General features: G+C 46.3%; 26 protein-coding genes. 12 read left to right on the forward strand and 14 right to left on the reverse strand.

Annotated elements, in window-relative coordinates; all coding sequences use genetic code 11:
* Positions 1-43 precede the first annotated feature (43 nt).
* Positions 44-262, forward strand: a complete 219-nt coding sequence (locus ICN30_RS06500; RefSeq protein WP_216274206.1) for a YdcH family protein — start codon at positions 44-46, stop codon at positions 260-262.
* Positions 263-315: 53 nt separating this feature from the next.
* Here the strand turns inward: ICN30_RS06500 and ICN30_RS06505 are convergent, their stop codons facing one another.
* Positions 316-663 (reverse strand): zinc ribbon domain-containing protein YjdM, encoded by a 348-nt coding sequence (locus ICN30_RS06505; RefSeq protein ID WP_216274207.1) that lies wholly within the window; start codon positions 661-663, stop codon positions 316-318.
* 77 nt (positions 664-740) lie between these two features.
* Here ICN30_RS06505 and ICN30_RS06510 point away from each other — a divergent pair, with 77 nt between their 5' ends.
* A complete protein-coding gene (locus ICN30_RS06510; RefSeq protein ID WP_216274209.1) occupies positions 741-2,537 on the forward strand; it encodes an AsmA family protein in 1,797 nt (598 codons plus the stop codon).
* 3 nt (positions 2,538-2,540) lie between these two features.
* Here the strand turns inward: ICN30_RS06510 and ICN30_RS06515 are convergent, their stop codons facing one another.
* From ICN30_RS06515 to ICN30_RS06525, 3 genes are read right to left on the reverse strand one after another with little or no spacing between them, the layout of a single operon-like run.
* On the reverse strand, positions 2,541-2,888 hold the full coding sequence (locus tag ICN30_RS06515) for a phage holin family protein (RefSeq protein WP_216274211.1): 348 nt from the start codon (positions 2,886-2,888) through the stop codon (positions 2,541-2,543).
* A 55-nt stretch (positions 2,889-2,943) separates the two neighbouring features.
* A complete protein-coding gene (locus ICN30_RS06520; RefSeq protein WP_216274213.1) occupies positions 2,944-3,147 on the reverse strand; it encodes a SlyX family protein in 204 nt (67 codons plus the stop codon).
* 21 nt (positions 3,148-3,168) lie between these two features.
* Complete coding sequence (locus tag ICN30_RS06525; protein WP_015420744.1) at positions 3,169-3,390, reverse strand: hypothetical protein; 222 nt, start codon at positions 3,388-3,390, stop codon at positions 3,169-3,171.
* Between the two features lie 33 nt (positions 3,391-3,423).
* Between ICN30_RS06525 and ICN30_RS06530 the strand changes: the two genes are divergently transcribed.
* Entirely contained in the window at positions 3,424-4,440 is a 1,017-nt protein-coding gene (locus ICN30_RS06530) for an LLM class flavin-dependent oxidoreductase (RefSeq protein ID WP_216274215.1), read from the forward strand.
* Here the strand turns inward: ICN30_RS06530 and ICN30_RS06535 are convergent.
* Complete coding sequence (locus ICN30_RS06535) at positions 4,430-4,846, reverse strand: putative toxin-antitoxin system toxin component, PIN family (protein ID WP_216274217.1); 417 nt, start codon at positions 4,844-4,846, stop codon at positions 4,430-4,432. The genes ICN30_RS06530 and ICN30_RS06535 overlap by 11 nt on opposite strands.
* Entirely contained in the window at positions 4,843-5,391 is a 549-nt protein-coding gene (locus ICN30_RS06540) for a YaeQ family protein (RefSeq protein WP_216274219.1), read from the reverse strand. Before ICN30_RS06540 ends, ICN30_RS06535 begins: the two co-directional genes overlap by 4 nt.
* 89 nt (positions 5,392-5,480) lie before the next feature.
* On the opposite strand from ICN30_RS06540, the gene ICN30_RS06545 reads away from it, so the two are divergent.
* The 3 genes from ICN30_RS06545 (at position 5,481) to ICN30_RS06555 (ending at position 9,326) form a co-directional block, all read left to right on the forward strand.
* Positions 5,481-7,091: an NAD(P)/FAD-dependent oxidoreductase gene (locus ICN30_RS06545; protein WP_216274221.1), complete on the forward strand. Its 1,611-nt coding sequence runs from the start codon at positions 5,481-5,483 to the stop codon at positions 7,089-7,091.
* An 18-nt stretch (positions 7,092-7,109) separates the two neighbouring features.
* Complete coding sequence (gene hemN, locus ICN30_RS06550) at positions 7,110-8,525, forward strand: oxygen-independent coproporphyrinogen III oxidase (protein ID WP_216274224.1); 1,416 nt, start codon at positions 7,110-7,112, stop codon at positions 8,523-8,525.
* Between the two features lie 177 nt (positions 8,526-8,702).
* A complete protein-coding gene (locus ICN30_RS06555) occupies positions 8,703-9,326 on the forward strand; it encodes an OmpW family protein (protein ID WP_216274226.1) in 624 nt (207 codons plus the stop codon).
* A gap of 69 nt (positions 9,327-9,395) precedes the next feature.
* Here the strand turns inward: ICN30_RS06555 and ICN30_RS06560 are convergent, their stop codons facing one another.
* Positions 9,396-9,992 carry an ATP-binding protein gene (locus ICN30_RS06560; protein ID WP_216274227.1) on the reverse strand — a complete coding sequence of 199 codons (597 nt, stop codon included), beginning with the start codon at positions 9,990-9,992 and terminating at the stop codon, positions 9,396-9,398.
* A gap of 101 nt (positions 9,993-10,093) precedes the next feature.
* Here ICN30_RS06560 and ICN30_RS06565 point away from each other — a divergent pair, with 101 nt between their 5' ends.
* The gene (locus ICN30_RS06565; protein WP_216274228.1) at positions 10,094-12,013 is read left to right on the forward strand and encodes an ATP-binding cassette domain-containing protein; all 1,920 of its coding nucleotides are present in this window, start codon (positions 10,094-10,096) and stop codon (positions 12,011-12,013) included.
* Here ICN30_RS06565 and ICN30_RS06570 read toward each other — a convergent pair.
* The 5 genes from ICN30_RS06570 to ICN30_RS06590 all read right to left on the reverse strand — a co-directional run bounded on the left by ICN30_RS06570 (position 12,010) and on the right by ICN30_RS06590 (position 17,073).
* Positions 12,010-13,317, reverse strand: a complete 1,308-nt coding sequence (locus tag ICN30_RS06570; RefSeq protein WP_216274229.1) for an APC family permease — start codon at positions 13,315-13,317, stop codon at positions 12,010-12,012. The two genes, ICN30_RS06565 and ICN30_RS06570, sit on opposite strands and share 4 nt — an antisense overlap.
* Before the next feature lie 5 nt (positions 13,318-13,322).
* Positions 13,323-13,640, reverse strand: a complete 318-nt coding sequence (locus ICN30_RS06575) for a chaperone modulator CbpM (RefSeq protein WP_216274231.1) — start codon at positions 13,638-13,640, stop codon at positions 13,323-13,325.
* Positions 13,641-13,645: 5 nt separating this feature from the next.
* Positions 13,646-14,626: a DnaJ C-terminal domain-containing protein gene (locus tag ICN30_RS06580; protein WP_216274233.1), complete on the reverse strand. Its 981-nt coding sequence runs from the start codon at positions 14,624-14,626 to the stop codon at positions 13,646-13,648.
* A gap of 131 nt (positions 14,627-14,757) precedes the next feature.
* Complete coding sequence (locus ICN30_RS06585) at positions 14,758-16,305, reverse strand: UxaA family hydrolase (RefSeq protein WP_216274235.1); 1,548 nt, start codon at positions 16,303-16,305, stop codon at positions 14,758-14,760.
* A gap of 66 nt (positions 16,306-16,371) precedes the next feature.
* Entirely contained in the window at positions 16,372-17,073 is a 702-nt protein-coding gene (locus ICN30_RS06590) for a pirin family protein (RefSeq protein WP_216274237.1), read from the reverse strand.
* A gap of 72 nt (positions 17,074-17,145) precedes the next feature.
* Between ICN30_RS06590 and ICN30_RS06595 the strand changes: the two genes are divergently transcribed.
* The gene (locus ICN30_RS06595) at positions 17,146-18,552 is read left to right on the forward strand and encodes a TAXI family TRAP transporter solute-binding subunit (protein ID WP_216274239.1); all 1,407 of its coding nucleotides are present in this window, start codon (positions 17,146-17,148) and stop codon (positions 18,550-18,552) included.
* A gap of 30 nt (positions 18,553-18,582) precedes the next feature.
* Entirely contained in the window at positions 18,583-19,938 is a 1,356-nt protein-coding gene (locus ICN30_RS06600; RefSeq protein WP_216274241.1) for a DUF3422 domain-containing protein, read from the forward strand.
* Between the two features lie 49 nt (positions 19,939-19,987).
* Here the strand turns inward: ICN30_RS06600 and ICN30_RS06605 are convergent, their stop codons facing one another.
* Both ICN30_RS06605 and ICN30_RS06610 read right to left on the reverse strand, forming a co-directional pair.
* On the reverse strand, positions 19,988-21,265 hold the full coding sequence (locus ICN30_RS06605; RefSeq protein WP_216274243.1) for an NAD(P)/FAD-dependent oxidoreductase: 1,278 nt from the start codon (positions 21,263-21,265) through the stop codon (positions 19,988-19,990).
* A gap of 9 nt (positions 21,266-21,274) precedes the next feature.
* Positions 21,275-21,604, reverse strand: a complete 330-nt coding sequence (locus tag ICN30_RS06610; RefSeq protein ID WP_216274246.1) for a c-type cytochrome — start codon at positions 21,602-21,604, stop codon at positions 21,275-21,277.
* A 181-nt stretch (positions 21,605-21,785) separates the two neighbouring features.
* Between ICN30_RS06610 and ICN30_RS06615 the strand changes: the two genes are divergently transcribed.
* Genes ICN30_RS06615 through ICN30_RS06625 form a run of 3 tightly spaced genes read left to right on the forward strand, consistent with a single transcriptional unit; the run spans position 21,786 to position 25,371 of the window.
* Positions 21,786-23,507: a glycosyltransferase family 39 protein gene (locus tag ICN30_RS06615; protein ID WP_216274248.1), complete on the forward strand. Its 1,722-nt coding sequence runs from the start codon at positions 21,786-21,788 to the stop codon at positions 23,505-23,507.
* Positions 23,504-24,751, forward strand: coding sequence for an exo-alpha-sialidase (locus ICN30_RS06620; protein ID WP_216274250.1), 1,248 nt, complete (start codon positions 23,504-23,506; stop codon positions 24,749-24,751). Before ICN30_RS06615 ends, ICN30_RS06620 begins: the two co-directional genes overlap by 4 nt.
* Positions 24,748-25,371: a hypothetical protein gene (locus ICN30_RS06625; RefSeq protein WP_216274252.1), complete on the forward strand. Its 624-nt coding sequence runs from the start codon at positions 24,748-24,750 to the stop codon at positions 25,369-25,371. Before ICN30_RS06620 ends, ICN30_RS06625 begins: the two co-directional genes overlap by 4 nt.
* Positions 25,372-25,423: the final 52 nt, after the last annotated feature.

Below are 25,423 nucleotides of genomic sequence, written 5' to 3' on the forward strand. Positions count from 1 at the left end.
TGGAGCGGTGCAGTTATGAATAACCTTAACCTAAAGAGAATCTATGTTCCCTGAATATCGTGAGTTAATTACTAAGCTGAAAACATCAGATCGTCACTTTTCACATTTGTTTGATAAGCACAACAATCTAGACCAAAAGATTCAGCGAATGGAGGCCCATGCTGAGCCCGGCACTCCTGAGGAGATTGAGGTTTTGAAAAAAGAAAAACTCTTATTGAAAGACCAGCTGTACGCAGTCTTGAAAAAAGCCAGCGCTACTTAATAGTGGCAGACCATCGGAGCCCATATATGGGTCTGATGGTCGTTAATTGAAGGTTAGGCTTTCTTCAAAAAGCAGGCTTTGAGCAACATATTGCCGGCTTCGGTTTTGCAGTCCACCTCATGATCGCCAGAAACCAGGCGAATTCCCTTAATCTTTGTTCCAACCTTGAGTGTTGTGGATGACCCTTTAACCTTCAGGTCCTTAATGAGGGTGACCGTATCGCCATCAGCCAGCAAGTTACCGTTGGCATCCTTCACAATTAGAGCACCTTCATCTTCTTCTGCGCTGGCTGCCATTGGCCACTCATGGCCACATTGAGCGCAAACAAAATTTTCACCGTCAGGGTAGGTCATATCCTCTTGGCAGGCTGGGCATTTTGGTAGATTGGCTGAAGTATTCATGAGGCTTAACTGATAGAAGTAATTTAAGCCTCGATTTTAGTGCACGGCAGCAGGCATAAAGTTAGAATCGACTGACGATGAATAAAAAAATTAAGATTGTTCTAATTTCTGTTGTAAGCCTATTGTTGCTAGCAGTAGCGGGGGTTTGGTATGCCTCCACGGCGATAGACCCTGCTCAACTGGTCAAATTGCTAGCGACTTCTGTGAAAAGTGCCACAGGAAGGGATCTCAAAATTTCAGGGCCGGTAACACTAAGTTTCTTTCCATCGATTACTGTTTCCGCTGAGCAGGTGAGTCTGAGCAATGCTTCCTGGGCAACGGAACCTGACATATTGACTCTTCAACGCATTGAGTTTGATATTAAAACTTTGCCTCTTCTTAAAAAACAGATTCAGGTTGATAGCATTAGCTTGAGCGGCTTAGGTCTCCACTTAAGAACAAATTTTAGCGGCAAGAAAAATTGGGATATAGCCACCCCTTCAGATTCCTCATCCTCAGCGATTGCCACGTCTGCACAAGATGATGCTAGTAGCGATAGCTTAATTAGCCTTGAGAATGTGGCTATACAAAACGCCAATATTCACTACGAAGATGCTAGAGGGGTGAAATCAATCTACCAAGTGCAGCGCCTCTCTTTGCTGAATGGCGGCGATAAAACTTCCATCATGTTGAATATGAAATACAACTCGGTAGATGTCAGCTTGACCGGGAAAATAGGCTCGCTGTCTAAAGCGTATAAAGATTGGGGCGATTCAGCAAGTAAGATCCCGGTCGATCTAGTTTTAGGTTTAAATGGAAAGTTGCTTCAAATTAATGGCGATGTTTCTAAAAACGCTCGATCGATGACTGTAATGAACTTGGCTTTAAGTGCAAAGACATTCGAGTGGCCCAACTTCGTTGCTACTGCATCTGGCTCTTCAGGCTTGGGGCAAGACGTCTCACGTCGCCCAAGTTCAAACTCAAGATACTTATTTACTGATGAAAACTTACCTTTTGATTCCTTGCCGCTAGCAGAGGGAGCGATCTCCGTCAATATCGGAGAGCTGTCCTTGCCTGGGCGTAAACCTTTACAGAACATAGCTGCAAACATTCAATTAAAGGGTGAAGTAATTGAGTTATCTCGGGCTTCATTTCAATTGGGTAGTGGGCAAGCGAATCTTCAAGGGAGAGTTTCCCAATTTGCCGGCGCAGCCCCCAGCCTTGCTCTAAAGGGCGTAACTCAGAATTTCACACTCGAACAGTTGATGGCTAGTCTCGATCCCAGCTCGAAGGTGAGTGGTGGAAAAATGAAGTTGGCCTTCGATCTCCAGTCGGTTGGAAAAACTCTTCATCAGTTAGCTGGAAATTCCAGTGGAAAAATTCAGCTGAGTATCGACCAGGCAACCATGGGGTCTAATTTCTTGAACGACGCTGGTGATTTTGTTGTGACAGTTCTTGATTCCATGAACCCCCTGCGTAAGCAATCGAACAATACGGTATTAGAGTGCTCTGTCGCCTATCTGCCTATTAATAATGGGCAGATCAATATTGCTAATACGGTTGGTGTGGAAACCGATCGCTTAAATGTGGTGATGGCTGGCTCAATTAATCTGAAGACTGAGGCTGTCAATCTCACCATTGATCCCCAAGAAAAATCAGGACTCACTACCGGCTTAGATTTAGCTGGCTTAGTCAAAGTGGGTGGAACCCTGAGTAACCCACAAGCAGCCCTAAATCAGGCCGGGGTTGTGAGTAGTGCGGTATCTATTGGACTGGGGATACTAACAGGGGGTGCGACTATTTTGGCTGAAAATGCCAGATCTTTGGCTTCAAAAAGAAGCCCCTGCAAGGATGCTCTCCGCCCATGGGCAGAGATTTACCCGGGAGCAAATTAATTCTTAGAACAGAATACCGCTGATAAAGAGGCTGAATAGAGAAATAAAGATGCTGGCAAAGAAAGCGGTCCAGAAGCTCGAGATCGTAAAGCCACTCACAACTGCCGAGACTAGCATTAGCACCAAGGCATTCACTACCAACAGAAATAATCCCATCGTAAGAACGGTTAGTGGCAGCGTAAAGAGAATCAATAAAGGCTTCACTACAGCATTGGCAAAACCAAGCAGTAGGGCGGCAATTAATAGGGAGCCACCATCCGCAAAGCGTAAACCGCTAAAAAGATAGCTGGCGACCCAGAGGGATAAGGAAGTTAAACCCCATTGAACTAAAAACGGTACTAAGTTACCCATGACAAATGTCCTTTTTTAAAAAGCTGCAATATTTACGCTAAATGTTATCAGGGCTTTAATAGTGGGGAGGAATTTCATCTTTTGGACTACTATTGCCTGCGCCATCACTACTGCTGGCTTGCTCCTTAATGGATTTAAGCTCGCGATATAGAAATTCAATCTGCTGCTGTTGCTTGTAGATAGTTTGATTCAGTTGATCAATCAGATCTTCAGTAAAACTGAGCTTGATTTCAAGGTTGGTGATGCGATCTTCCGTCATTTCAGTTCCTCTGTCTTTATCTTAGGCATCAACCAATTCAAATCGACCGTCTTCCATTTCTGCTTTTGGTCTGATCCAAAAGTCATGTGACTGAAGTGATTCATATACGTAGGCAGGCTCTAGGTTGGCCTCAACATTGGCGAGCAGCACAACCTTATAAAAGCCACCCGTCTTAATGTGCCTTAGCTTGCTTCCCGGCTTAAATAGGCCGTCATCGGCATCTGCCATTTTTGGTTTGCTCATGTCAAAAAAGTGCTTTCTCAGTATGATCTACATATGACAAATTCTGTCCCGTACTCCATTCTAGATATATCTCCAATCCCACAGGGATTTACCGCTGGGGATGCCTTGCGTAACTCATTGGATGTTGCTCAGCATGCGGAGGCTTTAGGCTATACCCGCTATTGGGTGGCAGAACATCACAATATGACGGGTAACGCCAGCTCTGCTACCGCAGTCTTAGTGGGCTATATAGCTGGAGGCACCAAAACCATTCGGGTTGGGTCTGGCGGTGTGATGTTGCCAAACCATGCCCCACTAGTCATCGCAGAGCAATTTGGTACTTTGGCATCTATTTACCCTGGCAGGATTGAGTTGGGCTTAGGGCGTGCGCCAGGAACGGATCAAATGACTGCTAGAGCCTTGCGGCGAGATTTATTGGGAAGTGATGACCGCTTTCCGCAGGATGTGCGAGAGCTGCAGCATTACTTTGGCCCCATCCAGGAGGGGCAAACAGTAAAGGCTATTCCAGGGGCTGATACAGAAGTGCCGATTTGGATCTTGGGGTCGAGTTTGTATGGCGCTCAATTAGCAGCTCACTTTGGCTTGCCTTATGCGTTTGCCTCACACTTTGCACCAGAACAGTTGCTCGATGCAATGTCTACTTATCGTGAATTATTCAAGCCATCCGATAAGTTAAGTAAGCCTTATTCTGCATTTCTGATGAATGTAGTAGCCGCCGATACTGATGAAGAGGCCGCTCATCTTTTCACGACTTTGCAACAGAATGTCATTCGTATGCGTCGGAATACTCGCGGGCAATTACCACCACCAATTGCAAATTTGGATGACTTCTGTGAGCCACACGAAAAGACTACCGCCGCTCATGCTCTCCGATGCTCAGCTGTTGGGTCTATGGAAACAGTGAGAAAAGAGATGCAGTATTGGCTCGATCAAACTGGCGCCAACGAAATTATTATCACAGGCCAAATTTATGATCATCAAGCACGCTTGAGGTCATTTGAGATCGCTGCTGAAGCGGCTAAGGGATTGCGCTTTAGCTCTAAAGCCTAAAGGCGTTGTAGTCGTTGGTAATTAGAATCTCTTCTTGAGCGGCTCGACTGGCGATGTGGAGCAGGGCATTATCTTTGCTGATGAGTATCGCTGGCCTGAATTGATAGGCTAGATCTAAGAAGATTTGATCATCGGGGTCTTGGCATTTCCAAGGCGCGGTCGCTAGGTTTGAGTCGTCATGGTGCTGTGCTAGGGATTGCCATTGATCCAAAATTGCGGCTTGGGTTGTTTCATCGAGCTTAAAGAGCGGGCGGGAGATGACATCAGCAAACTCGACTAAAGTCTTTTGACTAGCAAGTGCCTGAATGGTTCCATCCACAATTGCTTGTTTCAGATTGATAGCTCGCTCGTCATTAAAGACAAAAATATCTAGCAAGATATTGGTGTCTAAAACTACCGGCTTCATTGCTGTTGATTGCGCCAGATTTCTGGGGTGATGGTGACTTGACCCATATCCGAAGAAACATAGACCTCCCCATCTTGAACATTGACATGTAAAACCATGCTGCGCTCGACTAGCTTGTTGAGTTCTTTGGCCTGTTCTGCTGAAATGGAAATTACCTGAAGATTGCGAGCGCGAGTCAGCTTGTTTGCAATACCATCCCACCAGATTTTGCTAGTGTGCCCACCATAGCAATAGACGATGACTTGATCGGATCGTCCGCAGGCCTTCAAGATACGTCGTTCATCGGGCTGGCCGACTTCTATCCAAAGCTTGATGGCATCAGTAAGGTCTTTGATCCAAAGGTCAGGCTCATCGGTATCGCTCAAGCCTTTAGTAAAAGCTAAATCTTCCTGGGCTTGGAGGGCAAAGGCGATGATACGTATCATCATCCGCTCTTCAGTTTCAGAGGGGTGCTTAGCAATAGTGAGGGAGTGACTGCCGTAATAGTGGCGGTCAGAGTCTGCGACGTGTAGGTCGGCTTTGTGGATAGTTGCGCGTAGAGCCATGGCGCATTATCGCCTTTAAAAGGGGGTAAGCCAGATCTCCCAGTATTATTTAGAAAATTAGCCTGATTTACTGTGTATCGTAGAGTCCCATGATCCGTATTACCGAACTTCGTCTGCCTATTAGCCATGCCCCTGAGGCATTGGAAGAGGCAATCTTGAAGCGCTTGAATATTCAGGCTAAAGACCTGATTCGAGTTGACGTTTTTAAGCGCAGCTACGATGCTAGAAAAAATGTCGCTCTTGCATTTATCTATACCGTTGATTTATCGGTAAAAGACGAAGAAAAATTGCTTAAGCAGTTTGCGAATGACATTCACATAAGACCATCTCCAGATACGAGCTACCGCTTCGTCGCCAATGCTTCGCAGGTGAAAAACCCAAGCTTTGAGCGTCCCGTCATTATTGGATTTGGCCCCTGTGGAATTTTTGCTGCCTTGGTGCTGGCGCAAATGGGTTTTAAACCCATCGTATTGGAGCGTGGCAAGCCAGTGCGAGAGCGTACTCAAGATACTTGGGGTTTATGGCGTAAAAATATCCTTAACCCAGAATCCAATGTGCAGTTTGGTGAGGGGGGTGCAGGCACGTTTTCTGATGGCAAGCTCTGGAGTCAAATTAAAGATCCGAAGTTCTACGGTCGCAAAGTCATTACTGAATTCATAAAAGCGGGTGCCCCCGAAGAAATTCGTTACGTGGCCAAGCCACATATCGGAACCTTTCGACTCGTAGGCGTTGTTGAAAGAATGCGCCAAGAAATTATTGAGCTTGGTGGAGAGATTCGTTTCTCGCAAAAAGTAGTTGGCTTTGATATCCGAAATGATCGGATTACGGGCGTCAAAATTGAAGGCCATCCTGATTTGCCTGCTACTCATGTGGTGCTTGCTTTAGGTCATAGCGCTCGGGATACCTTTGAGACCCTTCACGCGGCCGGTGTTTATATGGAGGCAAAACCGTTTTCAGTAGGCTTCCGAATCGAACACCCTCAGTCTTTGATTGATAAGGCACGCTTAGGTCCACACGCTGGCAACGAGCTCATCGGTGCGGCGGACTACAAGTTAGTGCACCATGCCAAGAATGGCCGCGCAGTCTATAGCTTTTGTATGTGCCCAGGCGGAACGGTTGTTGCCGCTACCTCTGAGCCCAATCGTGTCGTGACGAACGGGATGAGTCAATATTCTCGTAACGAGCGTAATGCTAATGCCGGCATCGTTGTTGGCATTACTCCTGAAGACTATCCTGGTGGTCCGCTAGCAGGTATTGAGTTCCAAAGGGCTTTAGAGTCTAAAGCCTATGAGTTAGGCGGATCCACCTACGAAGCTCCAGGTCAATTAGTAGGGGACTTCTTAGCTGGCAAGGCTTCTACAGACTTTGGCTCTGTCATGCCATCCTATAAGCCCGGCGTTCATCTAACAGACCTCGCTGATGCTTTGCCTGCATATGCAATTGAGGCGATTCGAGAGGCGATCCCTGCTTTTGAGAAGCAGATCAAAGGCTTTTCAATGAAGGATGCAGTATTGACTGGTATTGAGACCCGCACGTCTTCTCCTTTGCGGATTACTCGAGGCGCTAACTTTCAGAGTCTGAATGTCAAAGGTCTTTATCCCGCAGGTGAGGGCGCTGGTTATGCCGGTGGAATCTTGTCGGCTGGGGTTGATGGGATTAAAGTAGCAGAAGCAGTCGCGCTCGACTATCTATCCCAATAATCCATAAGCTAATTTCTGATGAGCTCTGTAGTGCCTGTATCTACCCAAACTGAAAAAGAAGTCCTTTTTCATCCAGAGCTATTACAGAAGTTCGACATCAATGGGCCACGCTATACCTCCTACCCTAGCGCCGATCGCTTTCATAATGAGTTTTGTGAGTCCGATTATTTGGGGGCTTTACAGCGGGTAGCTAAAGTCAATGAACCGCTATCTCTGTATTTCCATTTACCTTTCTGCCCCAATATTTGTTACTACTGTGGTTGTAACAAAATCATCACTAAAGACCATGGTCGAAGCGCCAAGTACATCAAGTATTTAGCTAAAGAGATGGGGATGGTTTGTGCTGCTATGGGTGCTCAGAAAAAAATACCGGTGACCCAGCTGCATTGGGGTGGTGGCACACCTACATTTTTATCTCACGAAGAGATGATTGAGTTGATGCACCATACGCGTGAGCATTTTGATCTACTTCCTGACGGAGAGTATTCGATTGAGATTGATCCACGACGGGTGACTGAGGCTGATATTGTCTTGCTAGCGGAGTTGGACTTTAACCGTATCAGTCTTGGAGTACAAGACTTCAATCTTGAGGTGCAGCAAGCAGTGCATCGCGTGCAGACCATAGAAGAAACTCAAGCAGTAATGGATTGGTCTAGGAAGTATGGATTTAAATCCAGAAGCGTTGATTTAATCTATGGCTTACCAAAGCAAACGCCTAAGACTTTTAAAGAAACCGTCGATGCTGTTCTGAAAATGAACCCTGACCGCCTCTCGGTTTACAACTATGCCCATCTGCCGCACATCTTCAAACCACAGCGCAGAATTGCGGAAGCAGATTTGCCTGGCCCTGCCGATAAGCTAGATATTCTGTCGAATACGATAGCAAGACTTAGTGAAGCAGGTTATGTATTTATTGGCATGGATCACTTCGCAAAACCGGATGACGAATTAGCGATTGCGCAAAAAGAAGGCAAGCTTCATCGAAATTTCCAAGGTTATTCAACGCAAGCTGAGTGCGATCTCTTGGCTTTTGGAATTTCATCAATTGGTAAAGTTGACGATAGCTACTCGCAAAATGTACGAACTCTAGATGAGTACTACGCAGCTATTGATGATGGCCATTTGCCCACCCTCCGAGGTCTTCAGTTAGACAAGGATGACTTACTACGCCGTGAACTTATTGGCGAGTTGATGTGCCAATTTGCTCTGGATACTGAGCTTTTTGCCAAATCCCATCAAATTGAATTTCTAAGCTACTTCAAAACAGAGATTGAGGAGCTAAAGCATCTAGAGGAGGCCGGTCTTCTAGAGTGGCAAGGTGCCAAGATGATCGTACCCATCAAGGGTAGGCTCTTGGCTAGACGAGTGGCCATGACTTTTGATCGCCATCTGAGGGAGTCTCAGGCTAAGGGCGCTTACTCCAAGGTTCTTTGATCAAATAAGCATCAAAAATTGATCGATTTGATATAGATCAAAAATTCATCAAAACAGTGTTGCTTTAAAACCAATAAAAAATTTCAGCTGCCCCTGCATTTGATTTGTATCAAATAGCTACCCCATCTTCAATTTGAAAATAGATTCATCAAATTGATAACAGAAAAGGGGTACATCATGCGCATTAAAACTCTATTAGCCGCTATGGCAGCAGTAGCTTCATTGGCGCCAATCGCCGCTCAAGCACAATCTTCAAGCGAGAACCCATGGATGGTTCGTGTTCGTGCGGTAGATTTATTGTTCCAGAACGGTCAAACAGATGTGTTGTCGACAGCCAATGTAAAGGCTAAAAATCAAGTTATTCCAGAATTTGATATTTCTTATTTCTTCACCAAAAATATTGCTGCTGAATTGGTTTTAACTTATCCGCAAAACATTCAAATTGATGCCAATGGCGAGAAAATTGGAACAATTAAGGCTCTGCCACCATCACTATTGCTTCAGTACCACTTTACAGATCTTGGCGCTTTCAAGCCTTACATTGGTGCTGGTGTGAACTACACCATTTTCAGCAGTCGAAATAATATTGCCAATGGCACTTTAACAGTAGATAACTCTAGTTTTGGTGCGGTTGGTCAAATTGGTATGGACTATATGTTTGATAAAAACTGGGGTTTAAACGTTGACTTGAAGTACGCAACCATGAGTACCAATGTAAAAACTGTGGATGGCGGTACCAATATCGGCAAGTTGACATTAAACCCATGGATGCCAGCTGTTGGTGTGACATACAAGTTCTAAGTTCACTTCTTAGTTCAGGTACTTAGGCGCCTAAAGCAAAGGCTCTGCATGCAGGGCCTTTGCTATTAATTAATTGATTAAGTGATCAATTAATTTCTCAAACTTAGATTCATTAAATTTTTGGTTATCAAAACGCTGGATTGCGATATGTTCTGGTGGATCAACTCTGCGTTGGATGTATTGATCCCAGTGTTTGAGTTTGTACTCATCTCTAGGGTCTGCGCGCTTCTCCATGCGGCGCTTGGCTTCATTCTCATCTAGATCGATCCAGGCGATTTTGATGCTTGATACGCTAGGAACTCCTAGCTCTTCAGCATTAAACATTCGACCGCTTTGGATTTCACTGGAAAACGGACCCACTAGGATCACATTGACTCCCAGTTGTAGATTTTCTTTGGCGATGGCGATCAACCCTGCATATTCCCAATCTCTCAGGTTTTGGAGATAGAAGGGGCTATCGCGATCATTAGGATTATTAGTGGTGAGCTCCATGACGTGGGCGCTATAGGCCCCATAAACCGTATCTTTATCCAAAAAGAAAAAGTCTTCCCCAGTCTTTTCAACAATGAGGGGGAGCGCCTTTTTAGCCAAAGTAGTTTTGCCTGTGCCTGCATGGCCGGCAAAGAGGATGAGTCGAGGAGCGCTGGGACTAAGCTTACAGGTCATTTATCGCTTTATTAGGAGGTATTGCTTTAGTAAATTCTACTTCTCAATCCCATGTTTATTGGAAATATTCCCAGTTTGGGTGAAGTGACGATAATGTCGCCATGGCTTTAATCGTACTCACTGATGCAAAACTGGCTTTTGGCCACGTTGACCTCCTCGCAAATACTGCTTTCTCATTGGAATCTGGGGAGCGTGTTGGCTTAATTGGCCGCAATGGCACAGGCAAATCTTCTTTATTGAAGATTTTGGCCGGTATAGAAAAAATGGATGATGGCTTGCTGCAATATCAGCAAGGCCTCCGCATTGCCTATGTTCCGCAAGAGCCCATATTTGAGGCTGAGGAGACAGTATTTGATGCTGTATCCAAGGGCGTGGCTCATGCCAAGGCTCTACGAGAAGAATATGAAGCTCTTAGTATCGGGGAGTGGGATGATGCAGCTCACCATCGCTTAGACGAAGTCCAATCTCAGTTAGAGGCCTTAAGTGGCTGGAATTGGGAGCAGCGCGTTCATGAAACTTTAGATCGTCTGCATTTAGAAGCTGAAGTAAAGATTAATACTTTATCGGGCGGAACTAAGAAGCGTGTTGCATTAGCTCGCGCTCTAGTAGAAATGCCTGACGTATTGTTATTGGATGAGCCTACCAACCATTTGGATCTAGATTCGATTTCTTGGTTGGAAGATTTGCTTAAAGAGTACAAGGGCTCTGTAATTCTGATTACCCATGATCGCGCTTTCTTGGATAACGTCTGTACGCAGATTGTTGAACTTGATCGCGGTATCTTGCGCACCTATCCAGGTAACTTCTCTGCCTATGAGGTATTAAAAGATCAGGAAATGAATTCCGAGTCTTTAGCTAATGCTCGAGCGGATAAATTGCTTGCTCAAGAAGAGGTCTGGATTCGTAAAGGTGTTGAGGCAAGACGTACGCGCAGCGTTGCCCGAATAGCCCGTCTCGAAGCACTTCGCACAACACGTTCGCAAAGACGTGATGCTGTTGGGCAGGTCAAGCTTGCAGTTTCAGCTGGAGATCGAAGCGGCAAGATTGTCGCCGACCTTCAGAATGTCTCTAAGTCTTACGATCGCCCAATTGTGAAGGATTTCACAGCAACGATTTTGCGTGGCGATAAAGTTGGTCTACTTGGCCCTAACGGCGCAGGTAAGACTACATTACTTAAATTAATCCTGGGAACGATTGCGCCAGACTCCGGTACGGCAACAATGGGTACTCGTATTGAGGTGGCTTATTTTGATCAGATGCGCGAAGGCCTCGATCTCAACGCTTCGCTCGAAGATTACATCAGCCCAGGTAGCGAGTGGATTGAAATCAATGGCAATAAGAAACACGTTAAGAGTTATTTAAGTGATTTCCTATTTGCACCCGAGCGTACCAATTCACCGGTAAGCACTTTATCTGGTGGAGAGCGCAATCGCTTATTGTTGGCGCGCTTATTTGCACGTCCTGCAAACGTCTTAGTTTTAGATGAGCCAACTAACGACTTAGACATTGATACTCTAGATTTGCTCGAGCAGTTGCTGCAGGATTACAAGGGCACTGTATTCTTGGTTAGTCATGATCGTTACTTCTTGGATAACGTGGTTACCAGCATCATTGCTAATGAGGGTGATGGATTCTGGCGTGAGTATGAGGGTGGTTACGAAGACTGGAAGATCCAGAAGGCGCGCTCAGACAAGATTCGCGCAGCTAATGGTGGCGCTAAGGCTGAGCCAAAACTAGAGGCAAAGATTGAGCCCAAAATTGAATCTAAGCCTGTGGCTGCAAAGAGTGGAGTGCAAAAACTTAATGGCAAAGAGCGTCAGGAGTTAGAAGTCTTGCCTTTGCAAATCGAGACTCTTGAAACAGAACAAGCAGATATTGGGATTGCGATGAGCAATCCTGATCTCTATAAAAATGAGCCTGAATTAGCTGCCAGCATGCAAGCTCGCCTATCTGAAATCACCGCTGATCTCGATATCAAACTACAGCGCTGGGAACTACTCTTAAGTCGCTCAGAATCTTAATGTGACTTGAGGCGCTTGGATTTGAGCCGTGAAAATGCCTCAAGTCCAAAAGATGCGACAAGGGCAATGAGTAGGGCGATAGCGCTTGATGGTGCAGTTTTAATTGTATTTATTAGCAGCGCAGTAAATAAGCTTAGATTGATTGCAATTGCACACCACAGAATTTTTGGGTTCGCTCCAGTATGTTTGTGTACTCGAATGTGTCCGTATGTAATCACTGCGTAAACTAATAGAAAAGCTAGGCTAGCCATTTGACCCACTTCACTCAAGGGAAAAATTAATGCTAAAACAGTTACCCCAATTGATGAGATAGTCAGTGCGTGAAGATTATTTTTAAGCACGGTATTACCCAGGGCGCTAGAGATTTCTTTCTTTCTTGCTACATCAGCTGCGATATTGGATGCTGCAAAAATAGTAGCATTGACGGCTGCGGCACAGGCCAGCAAAGCCGAAATACTGATCACAATAAACCCAGGCTTTCCCGCTATCAATCTTGCTGCATCAGCTAGTACGTGGCCATTATCAATTTGCATCACGTTTAAGGGCATGAGCATTACAACAGCCATGCTTACTGCTAAGTAGGCAATCGTCACCAGTATCAGGGCTGAAAACATCGCAAGCGGCAACTCTTTTTGTGGACTCTTCATGGCTGATGAGGAGTTTGTCACTACACCAAACCCTTGGAAATTAATATAAAGAATCCCCGCTGCCACTGCAATGCCTTCAATCGATCTACTCCCCATCTGAAGGTTTTTAAAATCAGCTTGTTGAAAGCCCATTGCTGAAAATACTAATAAGCTAATTACAACCAGGCCAATTGCTAAAGCTTCGGCTCTACCGACAAGGCTTGGGCCCAATAAGTTGAGGAAGGTGCAAATCACAATAATGGCGGCGGTGATGCATTTCAGAGCGATCGGTGAGAGGTCTCCGCCAAATAAAGTATTGGTGTACTCAACAAAGCCTGCGGCATAGAGTGCGGCTGCGATTAAGTAAGCGATATATTGAAATAGATTAATGCTGCCTGAGATGATGCCTGGACCAAAACTCATGACGGTGAAGGTAGCGGCGCCACCACTACTTGGATAAGCGGCGCCAAGTTTTGCATAAGAATAGACCGAGAAAGAAGCTGCGATAGCGCCAATCAAAAAGGCCAGTGGCACGTGAGTACCAGCATGAAAACTCGCCAAGCCTAAAAGAGAGAAAAGGCCTGCGCCCATCATCCCGCCAATGCCTAGGGCGGTGGCGGAAAAGAGGCTAATATTTTTAGCTTGCTTATTGGTGTTTTTAAGTAAATCTGAGTTCAACAGGCTTAACCTAAATTCTCGCGGCGCAGTTGATTGCGTAAACGGGCGATTTCATCTAGAAGATCAATCGCTAAGGCAACCCCAGGGACATTGAGTTCTAAATCATGGGTTAGGTGAGCAGCAGTTTTTGCGCGCTTTAGTGAATCTCCACTAAAGCGCCAGTCTTCTGGAGATGAGCCGGTGGGACTCAGAACACCTTCTGTTACCCATGACATAATGAGATCCTCTGGTGCGCGTGTGGCTTGTGAAATCTCCACAATGCTCATATGCACCTCTTCTTCAACAAGACTACCTTCAATCCAGGTGATTTTTGTTTGTGTCATGTTCATCATCCCTTCAGGTGGGTTCTGGGGTTGAAATCAAAAGCTTTCTCTAGTGATTGATAAGCTTCTTTTTGCGCATCAGTATCGGCGCTAGGTAAAACAATGTTGGGCACTACATATAGGTCACCAGCTTCTTTGCTGGGGATTCCTTTTTCCTTGAGTCGCATCTTACGGCCCGTTGCTGTTCCAGCTGGAATCTTTAATTCCAAAGTCGAGCCTGCAGGGGTGGGGATATTAACGGTTGTCCCGAGAGCAGCTTCCCATGGGGCGAGTGGTAGGTCAAGATAAACGTCTTTGCCATCCACGCGATAAATTGGATTTGGGTGGAAATCAATCTCAAGATATAGGTCGCCTGCGGCACCAGAGCCCATGCCTGGCCCACCTTGGCCAGCTAAGCGTAAATTTTGCCCAGCCTTAATGCCTTTAGGGATGCTGACATCGAGTTTGCGCTCTTGAGTGCTGACATGTCCATTGGCATCTTGCGTTGGCATATGCAGGGCAATAGTTCGTTTTGCACCGTTGTAGGCATCTGCAAGATCAATCAATATTTTGGCGTGATGATCTTGACCCTTGAAGTCCATACCTTGGCGCGGGTTACCACCGCGACCGCCTTGGCGATGGCGACCTCTGCCAAAGAGTGATTCAAAGAATTCGCTTTGATCACCTTCATAGCCACCACCAAATCCGCCGTGACCGCCACCAAAGTTGCCATCAGAGTATTCAAACCCTTCATTCCAATTTGGTGGTGGAGTGAAGTCTTGGCCATTTTTCCAATTGGCACCCATGCGATCGTAAGCAGCACGCTTTTCAGTATCTTTGAGAACGGAGTAAGCTTCGCCGACCGCTTTAAATTGCTCTTCAGCACCAGCTTCTTTATTCACATCTGGGTGATATTTGCGAGCTAGCTTGCGGTATGCCGCTTTAATCTCTGCTTCGGTAGCGCCACGCGCCACACCGAGTGTTTCGTAGTAGTCCCTGAATTTCATAGTCCTAATGAATTCCTGATTAAATCAATAAGCTCAATTCTACAGTCCTTAGCGGCGATTTCTAGCTTCTTTCTGGCAAAGAAAAAGCGGGCATTTTGCCCGCTTTTGGCGATCTTCAAGCGAAGCTGGGTTTAACTCATCACCCCGATTTGCCAAGGCACAAACTCATAATCCCCCAAGCCCAATAATTCACTTTTAGAGGCCTCTCCCGAAGCGGTTCTGAGGAACAGTTCAAATATACGTTGCCCCATCTCTTGAACTGAAACAGTCCCATCTAAGATCTCACCACAATTGATATCCATGTCTTCAGTAAGTCGCTCGTACATCGGTGTATTGGTTGCAAGCTTGATACAAGGTGCTGGCTTTGATCCAAACATGGAGCCACGCCCCGTGGTAAATGCAATCAGGTTTGCACCACCAGCAATTTGACCGGTTGCGGAGACAGGATCAAAACCGGGCGTATCCATAAAGACAAAGCCCTTAGCTGTTACTGGCTCTGCATAGCGATAGACTTCCATCAAAGGTCCCGTGCCACCTTTCATAGAGGAGCCAAGTGACTTTTCAAAAATATTGGCTAGGCCGCCAATTTGATTCCCAGGACTCACTTGCCCATTGATTTGGACATCGCGGCCGACAGAGTACTCATCTTTCCACCAACGAATGCGTTGGATTAATTTCTCACCAATGCTCTTGCTCGCTGCTCGACGGGTGAGTGTATGTTCAACGCCATAGATCTCGGGCGTTTCAGAAAGGATCCCCGTGCCACCATGGCGAGACAAAATATCAATCGCGGCGCCTAAGGCTGGGTTCGCTGTGATTGAAGAGAACCCATCTGATCCACCGCATTGCAAGCCAACGCAAAGATGGCTTGCGGACACTGTCTGACGCTTTGCCTTGTTGGCTTCTGGAAGGAGTGCTTTGACCGCTTCAATTCCTGCTTCAATAGTTTTGCGTGTGCCACCAGTCTCTTGCATGATGAAGGTGTGCAAGGTAGAGTTTTCCTGCAGAGCCTCTTGCTCCATCAATCCTTTGAGTTGATTGCGCTCACAACCTAAGCCAATAATCAGGGCAGCAGCGAGGTTGGGGTGCTGTGCATAGCCTGCCATCGTTCTGCGAAGTAGTTGCATGGGTTCGCCGCTCATCTCCATGCCGCAACCAATGCCATGACTAAAAGCGACAACACCATCAATATTGGGAAAGTCTTTTAAGCGTTCAGGCGTAAACCATTCCGCTATTTTGTTGACGACCGTTGCAGAGCAATTGACTGTGGATAGGATACCAATGAAATTACGAGTGCCCACTTTTCCATTGGCACGGACGAAGCCTTGGAATGTTGCGCGCTCAGACTCTGGCAGAAGGGTGGTGGGCTTGTATTCGCTGGCATAGGTATAGTCGCGATCGAATTCTCGAAACTCGGTATTGTGACTATGAACCATCGTGCCAGCCTCAATATCAGTGTTGGCAAATCCTACAGTCACGTTGTATTTCAGGATGGGTTCGCCTTTGGCAATTTTTTTGGCTGCAATTTTGTAGCCTGCGGGAACCTGACTGCGACTAGTGAAATTTTCGCTTGGCACAGATTCACCAATTGCCACATCTACTCGGGCAACTACGATATTGTCATTAGGATGAAGCCGAATAATGGGCCCAATTAGGCGCTTTTCTGAAATCTCGATCATGGGGGTGTATTCAAATTGATGGGTTCGTCAGTCAGAAGATCATCGTAAGACGCAAACAGCAAATTTTTAATGACTCAGGTCAAAGATAATGACTTCAGCATCATTGCCGCCGCTGATGAGTAGGTCGCTCTCGTTTTCTATTAGCAGGGCATCGCCACCAGACAGAGGGATGCCATTGATCTGTAGCGACCCCTTCACGAGATGGGCATAGGCTTTACGCCCTGGATCGAGATCTAACTTCTGGGATTGAGATCCATTAAATAGACCTGCGTACACCTTGGCATCCGCATGAATTTTTACCGCATTACCTGATCCATCTGGCGAGGCAATCAAGCACAGCTTGCCTTGCTTGTCTGCAAGTGGAATAGATTTTTGCTCGTAACTCGGAGGTATTTCCATCACGTTTGGCTCAATCCAAATCTGGAGGAAATGGGTGGTTTGATCTTTAGCGTGATTGAACTCGCTATGGGTAACGCCAGTGCCAGCACTCATGCGCTGAACATCCCCAGGCGGAATGCCTTTGACATTTCCCATGCTGTCTTCGTGAGCTAATTCACCAGATAGAACATAGCTGATGATTTCCATATTGCGGTGACCATGTTTGCCAAATCCCATGCCTGCAGCTACCCGATCTTCATTGATTACCCTTAAATTGCCCCAGCCCATAAATTGAGGGTCGTGATAGCCGGCAAAAGAGAAGGAATGAAAGCTTTTAAGCCATCCATGGTCAGCGTAGCCGCGGTCTTGAGCTTTTCTGAGGGTTAGCATGATGAAGGTCTTTTCTGGAATAGGATAAGCACATTATCATTAGCTTTTCACATATTTGCTGATTGGCCTTCCATGGGAAGTATCAAACAAGACATAAAAGAAACTTATCTAGGACTGTTTGAGACCGTCCAAGAAAAGTGGAGTGATTTCACCCAGTTTTTAGCTGAAGCTTGGCCTTTATTGGCAATCCTCTTCCTGGGTTTAATCGGCGTGTGGTGGTATGCAGACCCTCCGCCCCCAAGACATGTAGTGATGGCCACGGGTTCGCCTGGTGGATCCTATGAAGTATTGGGTGAGAAGTACGCCGCCTTTTTTAAGAAAAAAGGAATCACCCTGGAACTACTTCCAACCAAAGGCGCCCAGGAAAATATCACCCGTTTAGCTGATCGCGCCGATCCAGTGCAGGCCTCATTCGTTCAGGCTGGTCTTGCGAATTCGCATAGTGTGAGCGGAGTCCAATCCTTAGGCGCAATTGAATACGACCCTATCTGGTTCTTTTATCGTGGGCCCGAAGTAAAAGGACATGATTTTCAAGCAATGAACGCACGTTTTCGGCATTTTTTAGATGCCAAAATTTCTGTCGGAACGAGGGGTAGCGGCACCTATGAGCAAGCTAGCCATATTCTGAAAGCAAATGGCGTCAAAGATGGCCCAAATTTTGTTTACTTGCCCGGTGCGCAGGCTGTAGAGGCTTTGAAAAAAGGGCAGATCGAAGGCGCATTTATTGTGGATGCTTATGAGGCTGCTAATGTCCAGGCCTTACTCGCGGATTCAAATGTGTATTTAGCGGCATTTCCTCGTGCAGAGGCTTATACCCGCCTATTTCCTTATCTTCAGATTCTGAATGTGCCTATCGGTGGATTTAGTTTGCAGCGGAACTTTCCTTCTGAAGATATAAAGCTCATGTCTACCACCACTGATTTGCTGATTGATGACAGAATGCATCCTGCTTTGCAGTTCTTATTTCTAGAGGCGGCTCGAGAGGTTAACGGCAAGGCTTCTTTTTTCTCAGAGCGTGGCGAGTTTCCTAGTTTTAAAAACACAGGCTTTCCAGAAAGTCCTGTGGCATTACATTATCAGAAAAATGGCTCACCCTTATTAATGGCTTACTTACCATTTTGGCTTGCGGAGCTCATCAATCGATTGGTGTTTGTGCTGCTGCCATTTTGCGCTGTTGCTTATCCAATTCTTTTAACGTTGCCTGGATACCGCAATAAGCGAATGCGTCGTAAGTTGTCAAAGTTATATGGCGTCTTGAAATCCTATGAGCAAGAGCTAATAGACAATTTTCAGCCTGAAACGAAAAGACAATATCTTCAAAAATTAGATTTACTGGAGTACGAGGTGCTGCAGCTCCAAGTGCCCAAGAGTATGGCTGGCGATTATTACGCCTTACGCACCAGCATTGATTATGTCCGCAACTGTTTGAATCGGGGAGTCCATCCATATCAATACCAAGAAGATGTTGCGGGCGTATAGTTCGTTAATATCAATGAATACGCGGCTCTTATGAAACCATACGATCATCCTGCTCGAAAACAGTTGCATGAAGAAGTGCATGCCCGACCCCCTATTGCGCTTTGGCCAAATGAGAGGGTACTGTCACAATCTTTTTTACTTGATGCAGATTCTCGTCAGGCTCAGATTGGGTGGATTCAAAAACTCAGTGCTGCATTGGGCATACCCAATGATGGTGAGCAAGATCACTCTTTCAAGATGCTTACTCTGGCGCCTGAGCCGGAGAGGGTGCTGATTAAATGGGAGTTACATGGTGAGTTTGCGACCATCGCAGCTATTGTTCATAACCCCGAAAAAATTACTGGACCACTACTTGATTCTCGTCTCGCGCTAGAGAAAAGTTTGGACAATCTGTTTCGCAGTCTTGGTTGTCCAACCATTGTTGAAGCTGGCGGTGAAAGAATTTCTGCGTTAGATATGGCATTTGAGCATCGCCCTTTGTTTGCAGAGGCTCAAGAGGTGTCCGCTATTTTTAGTGGAAATACTGTCTTGGGTAGCTATATTCTCTCAAGTAAGAAAGCGCAGTTATGGACGGATTTGCGCTTGGATGAGGATGGTTATATCTCTTACTTCATTCCGCACGACATTTTGGGTTCACGACAGGCTGGTCGCGTTGCGCGTGCAATCGCTGAAGCTGAAACTTATCGAATGGCGGCAATGATTGCCTTCCCGGTGGCCAAAAGTCTCTCTATGCCACTCAGAAGTGCGGAGTCGGAATTGGCGGATTTATCTAACAATATCTCTCAACTTCAAACTGAGCCAGGCGTCCATACTGAAAAAGATGGACAGTTTTTAGGTGAACTTTCTCAATTAGCCTCAAGAGCGGAGCAATGGATATCAGGGTACGGCTTGCGCTTTACTGCTGCTGAAGCCTATAGCCAATTACTAAGTAAAAATTTGTACGAGCTAGCAGAGTCCCCGATTCCGGGCGTGCAATCTCTTTCTGAGTTTATGGATCGACGTTTTCAGCCTGCTATGGGTACCTGTATTTGGACTCAGCGTAGATTAAAAGAATTGTCTGATCGCATCTCAAGAACAACACAAACTCTGAGAACTCGTATTGAGTTTGTAAATGAAGAGCAGACGCAAAAATTGCTCGCTAGCATGGACCAGCGCGCACGTCTGCAGTTGCGCTTGCAGGAAACTGTGGAGAGTCTATCGGTTCTAGTATTGACTTACTATGCTGTGAGCTTATTAGCTTATGTCGCTAAGGGCGGTAAAGAGGCGGGCTTTGCTATCCATCCAGAAATTATTGCTGCAATTGCCGCTCCTGTAGTGGCGATCATCTTCTTGTTGATTAGCAAGCGACGACGCAAGAGAATTGTTGAGATGGGTAAATCTATGTAGGCATTAAAAAAGAGGCCGAGGCCTCTTTTTTAATTGATGCAAATACTGCTTAACCCAGGCTATCAGCCCAGATGTTGTGCGCCCAGCCCCAAGCATAAACACCTTCAAGGGTGGATGGTGCAGGTGATAAGCCACCAGAACCTGGAACGGTCTTAAAGGTTTTCTCGGCAGCGTTGTATTGATGAACGCTAGCAACGTGAACCACTTCGCGATCATTTACAAAGCTGTAGCAAGTATTGGTCAGCACTGGTGCTGGATTCACTTCCCAGCCACTCAATTCCGCCACGATAGCTGCAGCCGCTACTTTGGCATGTTGGTTAGCCATATGTCCAGACTTCGGCATTAATGGCGCAATCTGAATAGAGTCACCCAATACGTGAATATCTTTGCGTGCAGTCGACTCAAAGTTCAGGAAGTTGACATTCACCCAGCGGCCATTGGAATTAGCCAAGCCAGTTTTGATGGCAATCTCACCAGCGGACATTTGCGGGAGAACGTTCAGTACATCAGCCTTAACATCATCCTCAACTTCGAGCTTAAGTGTTTTGGTTTTCGCATCAACACCAACTACATTGCTCTTTGGTCGGTACTCAATGATTCCAGCATACTGTTCAGCCCATACCTTCTTGAATAAGGCGCCCTTGGATGTCACATCTTGATTGGCATCCAAAATGACGACCTTACCTTTAGGGTTGTGAGTCTTGAGGTAGTTGGCAACCTGGCAGGCGCGCTCATAAGGTCCAGGAGGGCAGCGATATGGAGCTTCTGGGATCGTGATGGCAAAGGTGCCACCTTCACGCATGGCTGCAATCTGCTTATGCAAGGCAACTGTTTCTGGACCTGCTTTCCAAGCTTGGAGGGTCACACCATCTTTATTGGCTTGCGCTAAGCCCTCAATGCTTTTGAAGTTCAGTGAAACTCCGGGAGATACGATCGCTTTGTCGTAACGCAAAGTCTTGCCTGAGGCGAGCGTAACCGTTTTCTTATCTGGATCAATGCTGCTGACGCTGTCTTGAATAATCTTGATGCCATGACGCTTGCTGAGAGTGTCATACGGAGATGTGATTTCAGCTAAAGTGCGTGAGCCACCAATAACCAAATTGGACATTGGGCAGGAAATAAATGAGGTGTTAGGCTCAATCAAAGTTACTCGCGCAGTGTTATTGGAGAACAAGCGCAAATATTTAGCAGCAGTAGCGCCACCATATCCACCGCCGATAACTAGAATTTCTGCTTTTTGTAAAGTAGCTGCTTTTGTTTGGCTAGAGAGTCCTGCAAGTAGACCTACTGCTGCAGCGCTCTGACCTATAAAATGTCGACGATCCATGGCGCCTCCTTATTGTTTCTTGCCAAGTTGATTGGCAATAGTGGTGAGTTGTTCGTCTGTATAGCCTTTAGCAAGTTGCGGCATGATGGTGCCTTCGCGTGCGCCAGACTTAAATGCTTTTAATTGGGTCAGCATTTGTTCGCTAGTTAAGGTGTTGATCAGTGGCATACCGCCATCAACTACGCCTTTACCATCCGTGCCATGGCAATTGGCACAGGTTGCGGCGAGGCTACGTTTATATAGTTGGTCGGCGCTTTGTGCGAAGCTGAGTCCGCTCCACTGACTTAAGCCAATGAGAGCGCTAGTCACCAAAATGGGTTTTAAATACTTCACTTGCATAGGGATTATCTCCGTCTTACATACAGCTGTTCTTAGGATGATGCTGATTGACTCTATCTTAATCAGATGGGGATGGGATTGGTGGTTTTACTTAGATTGATTTTCAATAAGCTCAGAACCAAAAATGAGGGTGCCACTGATAGTTTTTAGTCTTCAGCTCTAAGACCTATAAACTAACGGTATGCGTGGCTCTTTTACTTACCGAAATTCAATATTTATCCTACTTCTAGGTGTATTTACCTACTTGTATGGTTTGGATAGTCGCTTTGCTCCAAAGAATGGGGATGAGTATCCCTATATGCATATCGTCCGTATGACTGCTGATGCTGGAGCGTGGCTACCCCTTCAATCTGAAATGGATGGCATTAAAAATACCAAGCCGCCTTTGGTGTTTTGGGAGGGCATTGCTAGTACTGGGTGGGGTAGTGACTGGACGCTACTGGCACTGCGTTGGCCTAGTGTTTTATATACCGGCCTAACAGCCTTGTTCTTATTTCTGGCGGTAGCTCGGTATAGCGGCAAAAAGCAAACTGGCGTATTGGCAGCTTTGGTATGGCTTTCTTTTTTTGCGACCTATCGCTATGGCCGACCATTTTTGACGGATCCCCCCGAAGTGTTTTGGCTGAGCTTGCCATTCTTTGCATTGTTGTATTGGGGTAAAGCTGCTTTTGAATCCAAACTGCTATTTCCAGTATTGGCGGGAGCCTGCTTTGGTATGGCTTTACTGTCAAAGTCGTTTGCTTATATTGTTCCAGGCTCATTTGCCTTGGGTCTGTTTTACTGGCGCTGGCGTGAGTGGAGCATTCCGAAAGTCTTATTGCAAGACTTATACAAAGTGATATTAATTACTGTTCTGGCATTAGGTGTATTTGCACTCTGGTTTTTGCTAGACCCCTTCCCAGAGGCAGTCTGGAAAGAATTTGTTTTGGGGGAGAATGCCGGCAAGTTTGATGCGCGGAGCTCTAACTACCTTTTAGATCTAGTGCGTGGCGGTGACAGTATTTGGATGTTGGCTTTAACCACCTTGGCGAATGCTGGGCTTTTTACCTTCGTATTGATTTCTGCTTTGATGCAATGTTGGAAGCAGCGGCGCTTTATATCGCTTGAAGAAGGCTTGTTGCTACTTTTGGTATTGGCATTCTTCATCGTATTTAGTTTGCCAAGCCAGCGCTCTGGCCGCTATCTATTGCCTGTGATGCCAGTCTTTGCTGCTTTGATTGCAATGTACTGGGATCGATTGCCTTTATGGGGATTCCGAATCGCATTGCTATTGCAGTTGATATTACTTTCTGCTCTTGCTTGGGTCGGCGGAAATTTGCAGCTCTCGAATTTCTTAGGTCAGCCTGGTATCTGGAATTACTCCCCAGGGCACTGGGTCTTTATGGGGCTTGCAATCGCTCTGGTACTAGTGGGTATATTCAACCGTGAACGCTGCAAGACTATTGCTTTGGCAGCTTGCTTTTTTTGCTACTGTGCGCTCACTAGTAGCTTGGCTCCGCTGGAAGGTGCATTGGGCCGATACTCACAATCCACCATTCAGGGAGTTGTTGGGCAAGATGTTTGGGTGCCCTGCGACTATCGCGCCAAGGATGAGGAGTATCGACTCTTATTGCCAGGTGCAACATTGCATGGCTATTTGGCCAAAGATGCTAACCAAATCGATTTATTAAGCAGCACTTATCCATTGGTAGCACTTCAATCCCCGATCGGCGTAGAGCCTGAACTTTGTGACTCTTGCAAGATCGTGGGCAAGCGCATGGAGATGCGAGCCCGTCATTCTGATGCGGAGATTCGGGCGATACTTAAAGGTCATATTGGAGAGCACCTGTTTGTGAATGAATATTTAGTTTCTACACCTGCAACAATTACGTTGCCAGTAGTGGGTAAGGACGCCTGTAGATGAGCCGTGTAATTGCCTTTTGTTTCTTATTACTTGCCTCGGTACTGGGCTACATCCACATTGATAGTCGTCCTGCATGGGCACCTTTTGCTAGTATCTACCCAGTTGATATTGCAAATCCAGTCGAGGATTCTCCTGAGTCGCCTGAAAGTAATAAACCTGCAAAGAATTTAAAAAATGCTGCACCAGTAAAACAGGCGCAACCCAGCTTGAGGACGGATTGGTTGCCCGATACGGGAGCCCCCTCGGTGCATGCGGCCTCTTTAATTACGCTAAAGGATGGTGCGGTGAGGGCCTTCTGGTTTGCGGGAAGTCGAGAGGGTGCACTAGATGTGGCTATTTATACAGCCGTCTTTGATCCACAGGCATCCAGGTGGAGTGCTCCAACTGTTGTAATGGATAGAGTCAGCGCAGAAAAAGGTTTGTCCCGCTACATTGCTAAATTAGGCAACCCCGTTCCAGCCAGAATGGCTGATGGTCGTATGCAGTTATTTTTTGTCACTGTCTCTATTGGGGGTTGGGCAGGCAGTTCCATTTCATCAGTAATTTCAGATGATGAAGGTTTAACTTGGGGTCAGCCCCAGCGCTTAATTAGCTCTCCACTAATCAATCTCAGCACCTTGGTAAAGTCGCCAGCTATGTTATTTACGGATGGGCGACTAGGCTTGCCGGCATATCACGAGTGGATTGGCCGCTTTGGGGAGTTCCTCAGAATTGATGCGAATCGGGTGATTGATAAGCGACGCATGAGTTCAGGTAGGGGCGCGATTCAGCCTGTAGTCTTTGCTGATGGACCGCAAGATGCAAGTGCTTTTTTCCGTCAAACTCGGTCCAGCTCTCAACTAAAACAAATTCCCGTTAGCGAAACCAAGGATGCTGGGCAGTCTTGGGTAGCAACAAAAGATCTCGAGATTCCAAATCCCAATTCAGCTATTGCCGCGCTGACTTTGGTTAATGGCACGAGATTGATGGTCCTCAATAATATTGAGGCAGGTCGCTATCGTTTGGTAATGGTTATGCATGAATCCAATTCTGCCCAATGGCAGGTAATACAAGTGCTTGAAGATGATGAATCTTTAGCTAATGATCAGCGTCGAGAGTTTTCGTATCCATACTTAATTTCTGCCAATGGTGAAGACGCGCATCTTGCTTATACCTGGGATAGAAAAAAGATTAGGCATGTTTACTTTCCGGCTGCCTGGTTTAAGCAGGCCGTAAGTAGTCTTAAAGAAAAGGAAGCGCAATGATCGCCTCATATTTACAGCCCATTGCCTTGTTGGAGATGTCGCTTACTTGCGTGGTAGTACTCATTGCGCTTTTGCAAAAGCTGAGTTCAAAAGAGATTCCATTTGCAGTACGCATTGTCTTGGCCCTACTATTGACCAACTTGTTTTTCTGGCCGCTAGGAATGTCACTGGAATTGCCTTTATCTGCCTATGTACGGGGCGTCACTGGTGATCTCAGTATCGTAACCTTGCTCTTGTTGTGGAGCTCGATGCTTCCCTCTGCTAAAAAGACACCGCTTGGATTTAAGGTGCCGCTGGCACTGATTGCTATTGCGTTTTACCCGTTGGCGCTTGGCTTTGGCATGATGGATCCTTACGCATGGGGTTATGGCTCCATTGGTTTCTTGGTGGCTGTCGTCCTCTTCGCCATTGTTTGCGGTCTCGCTGGTTGGACTAAGGGTGTTTGGATTTTTTCTTTTGCGATCATTGCCTGGGCAGCGCATTGGCACGAATCAGCAAACCTTTGGGACTATCTCCTGGATCCTTTCTTGGCTATATGGGCTCTGTTTGCTATCCCCAATGCAATCTATCGCAAGCGTCGTGAGAAGATGCAGTCGGGCTACCTCTTCAGGGCGGGCTGATTATTTCCATCCAATTTACTCAGTGAATTTTAGGTAAGAAAAAAGCCAGCAG

Origin of the sequence: Polynucleobacter sp. 31A-FELB, from assembly GCF_018882405.1 — a bacterium.
Lineage (GTDB): Bacteria > Pseudomonadota > Gammaproteobacteria > Burkholderiales > Burkholderiaceae > Polynucleobacter.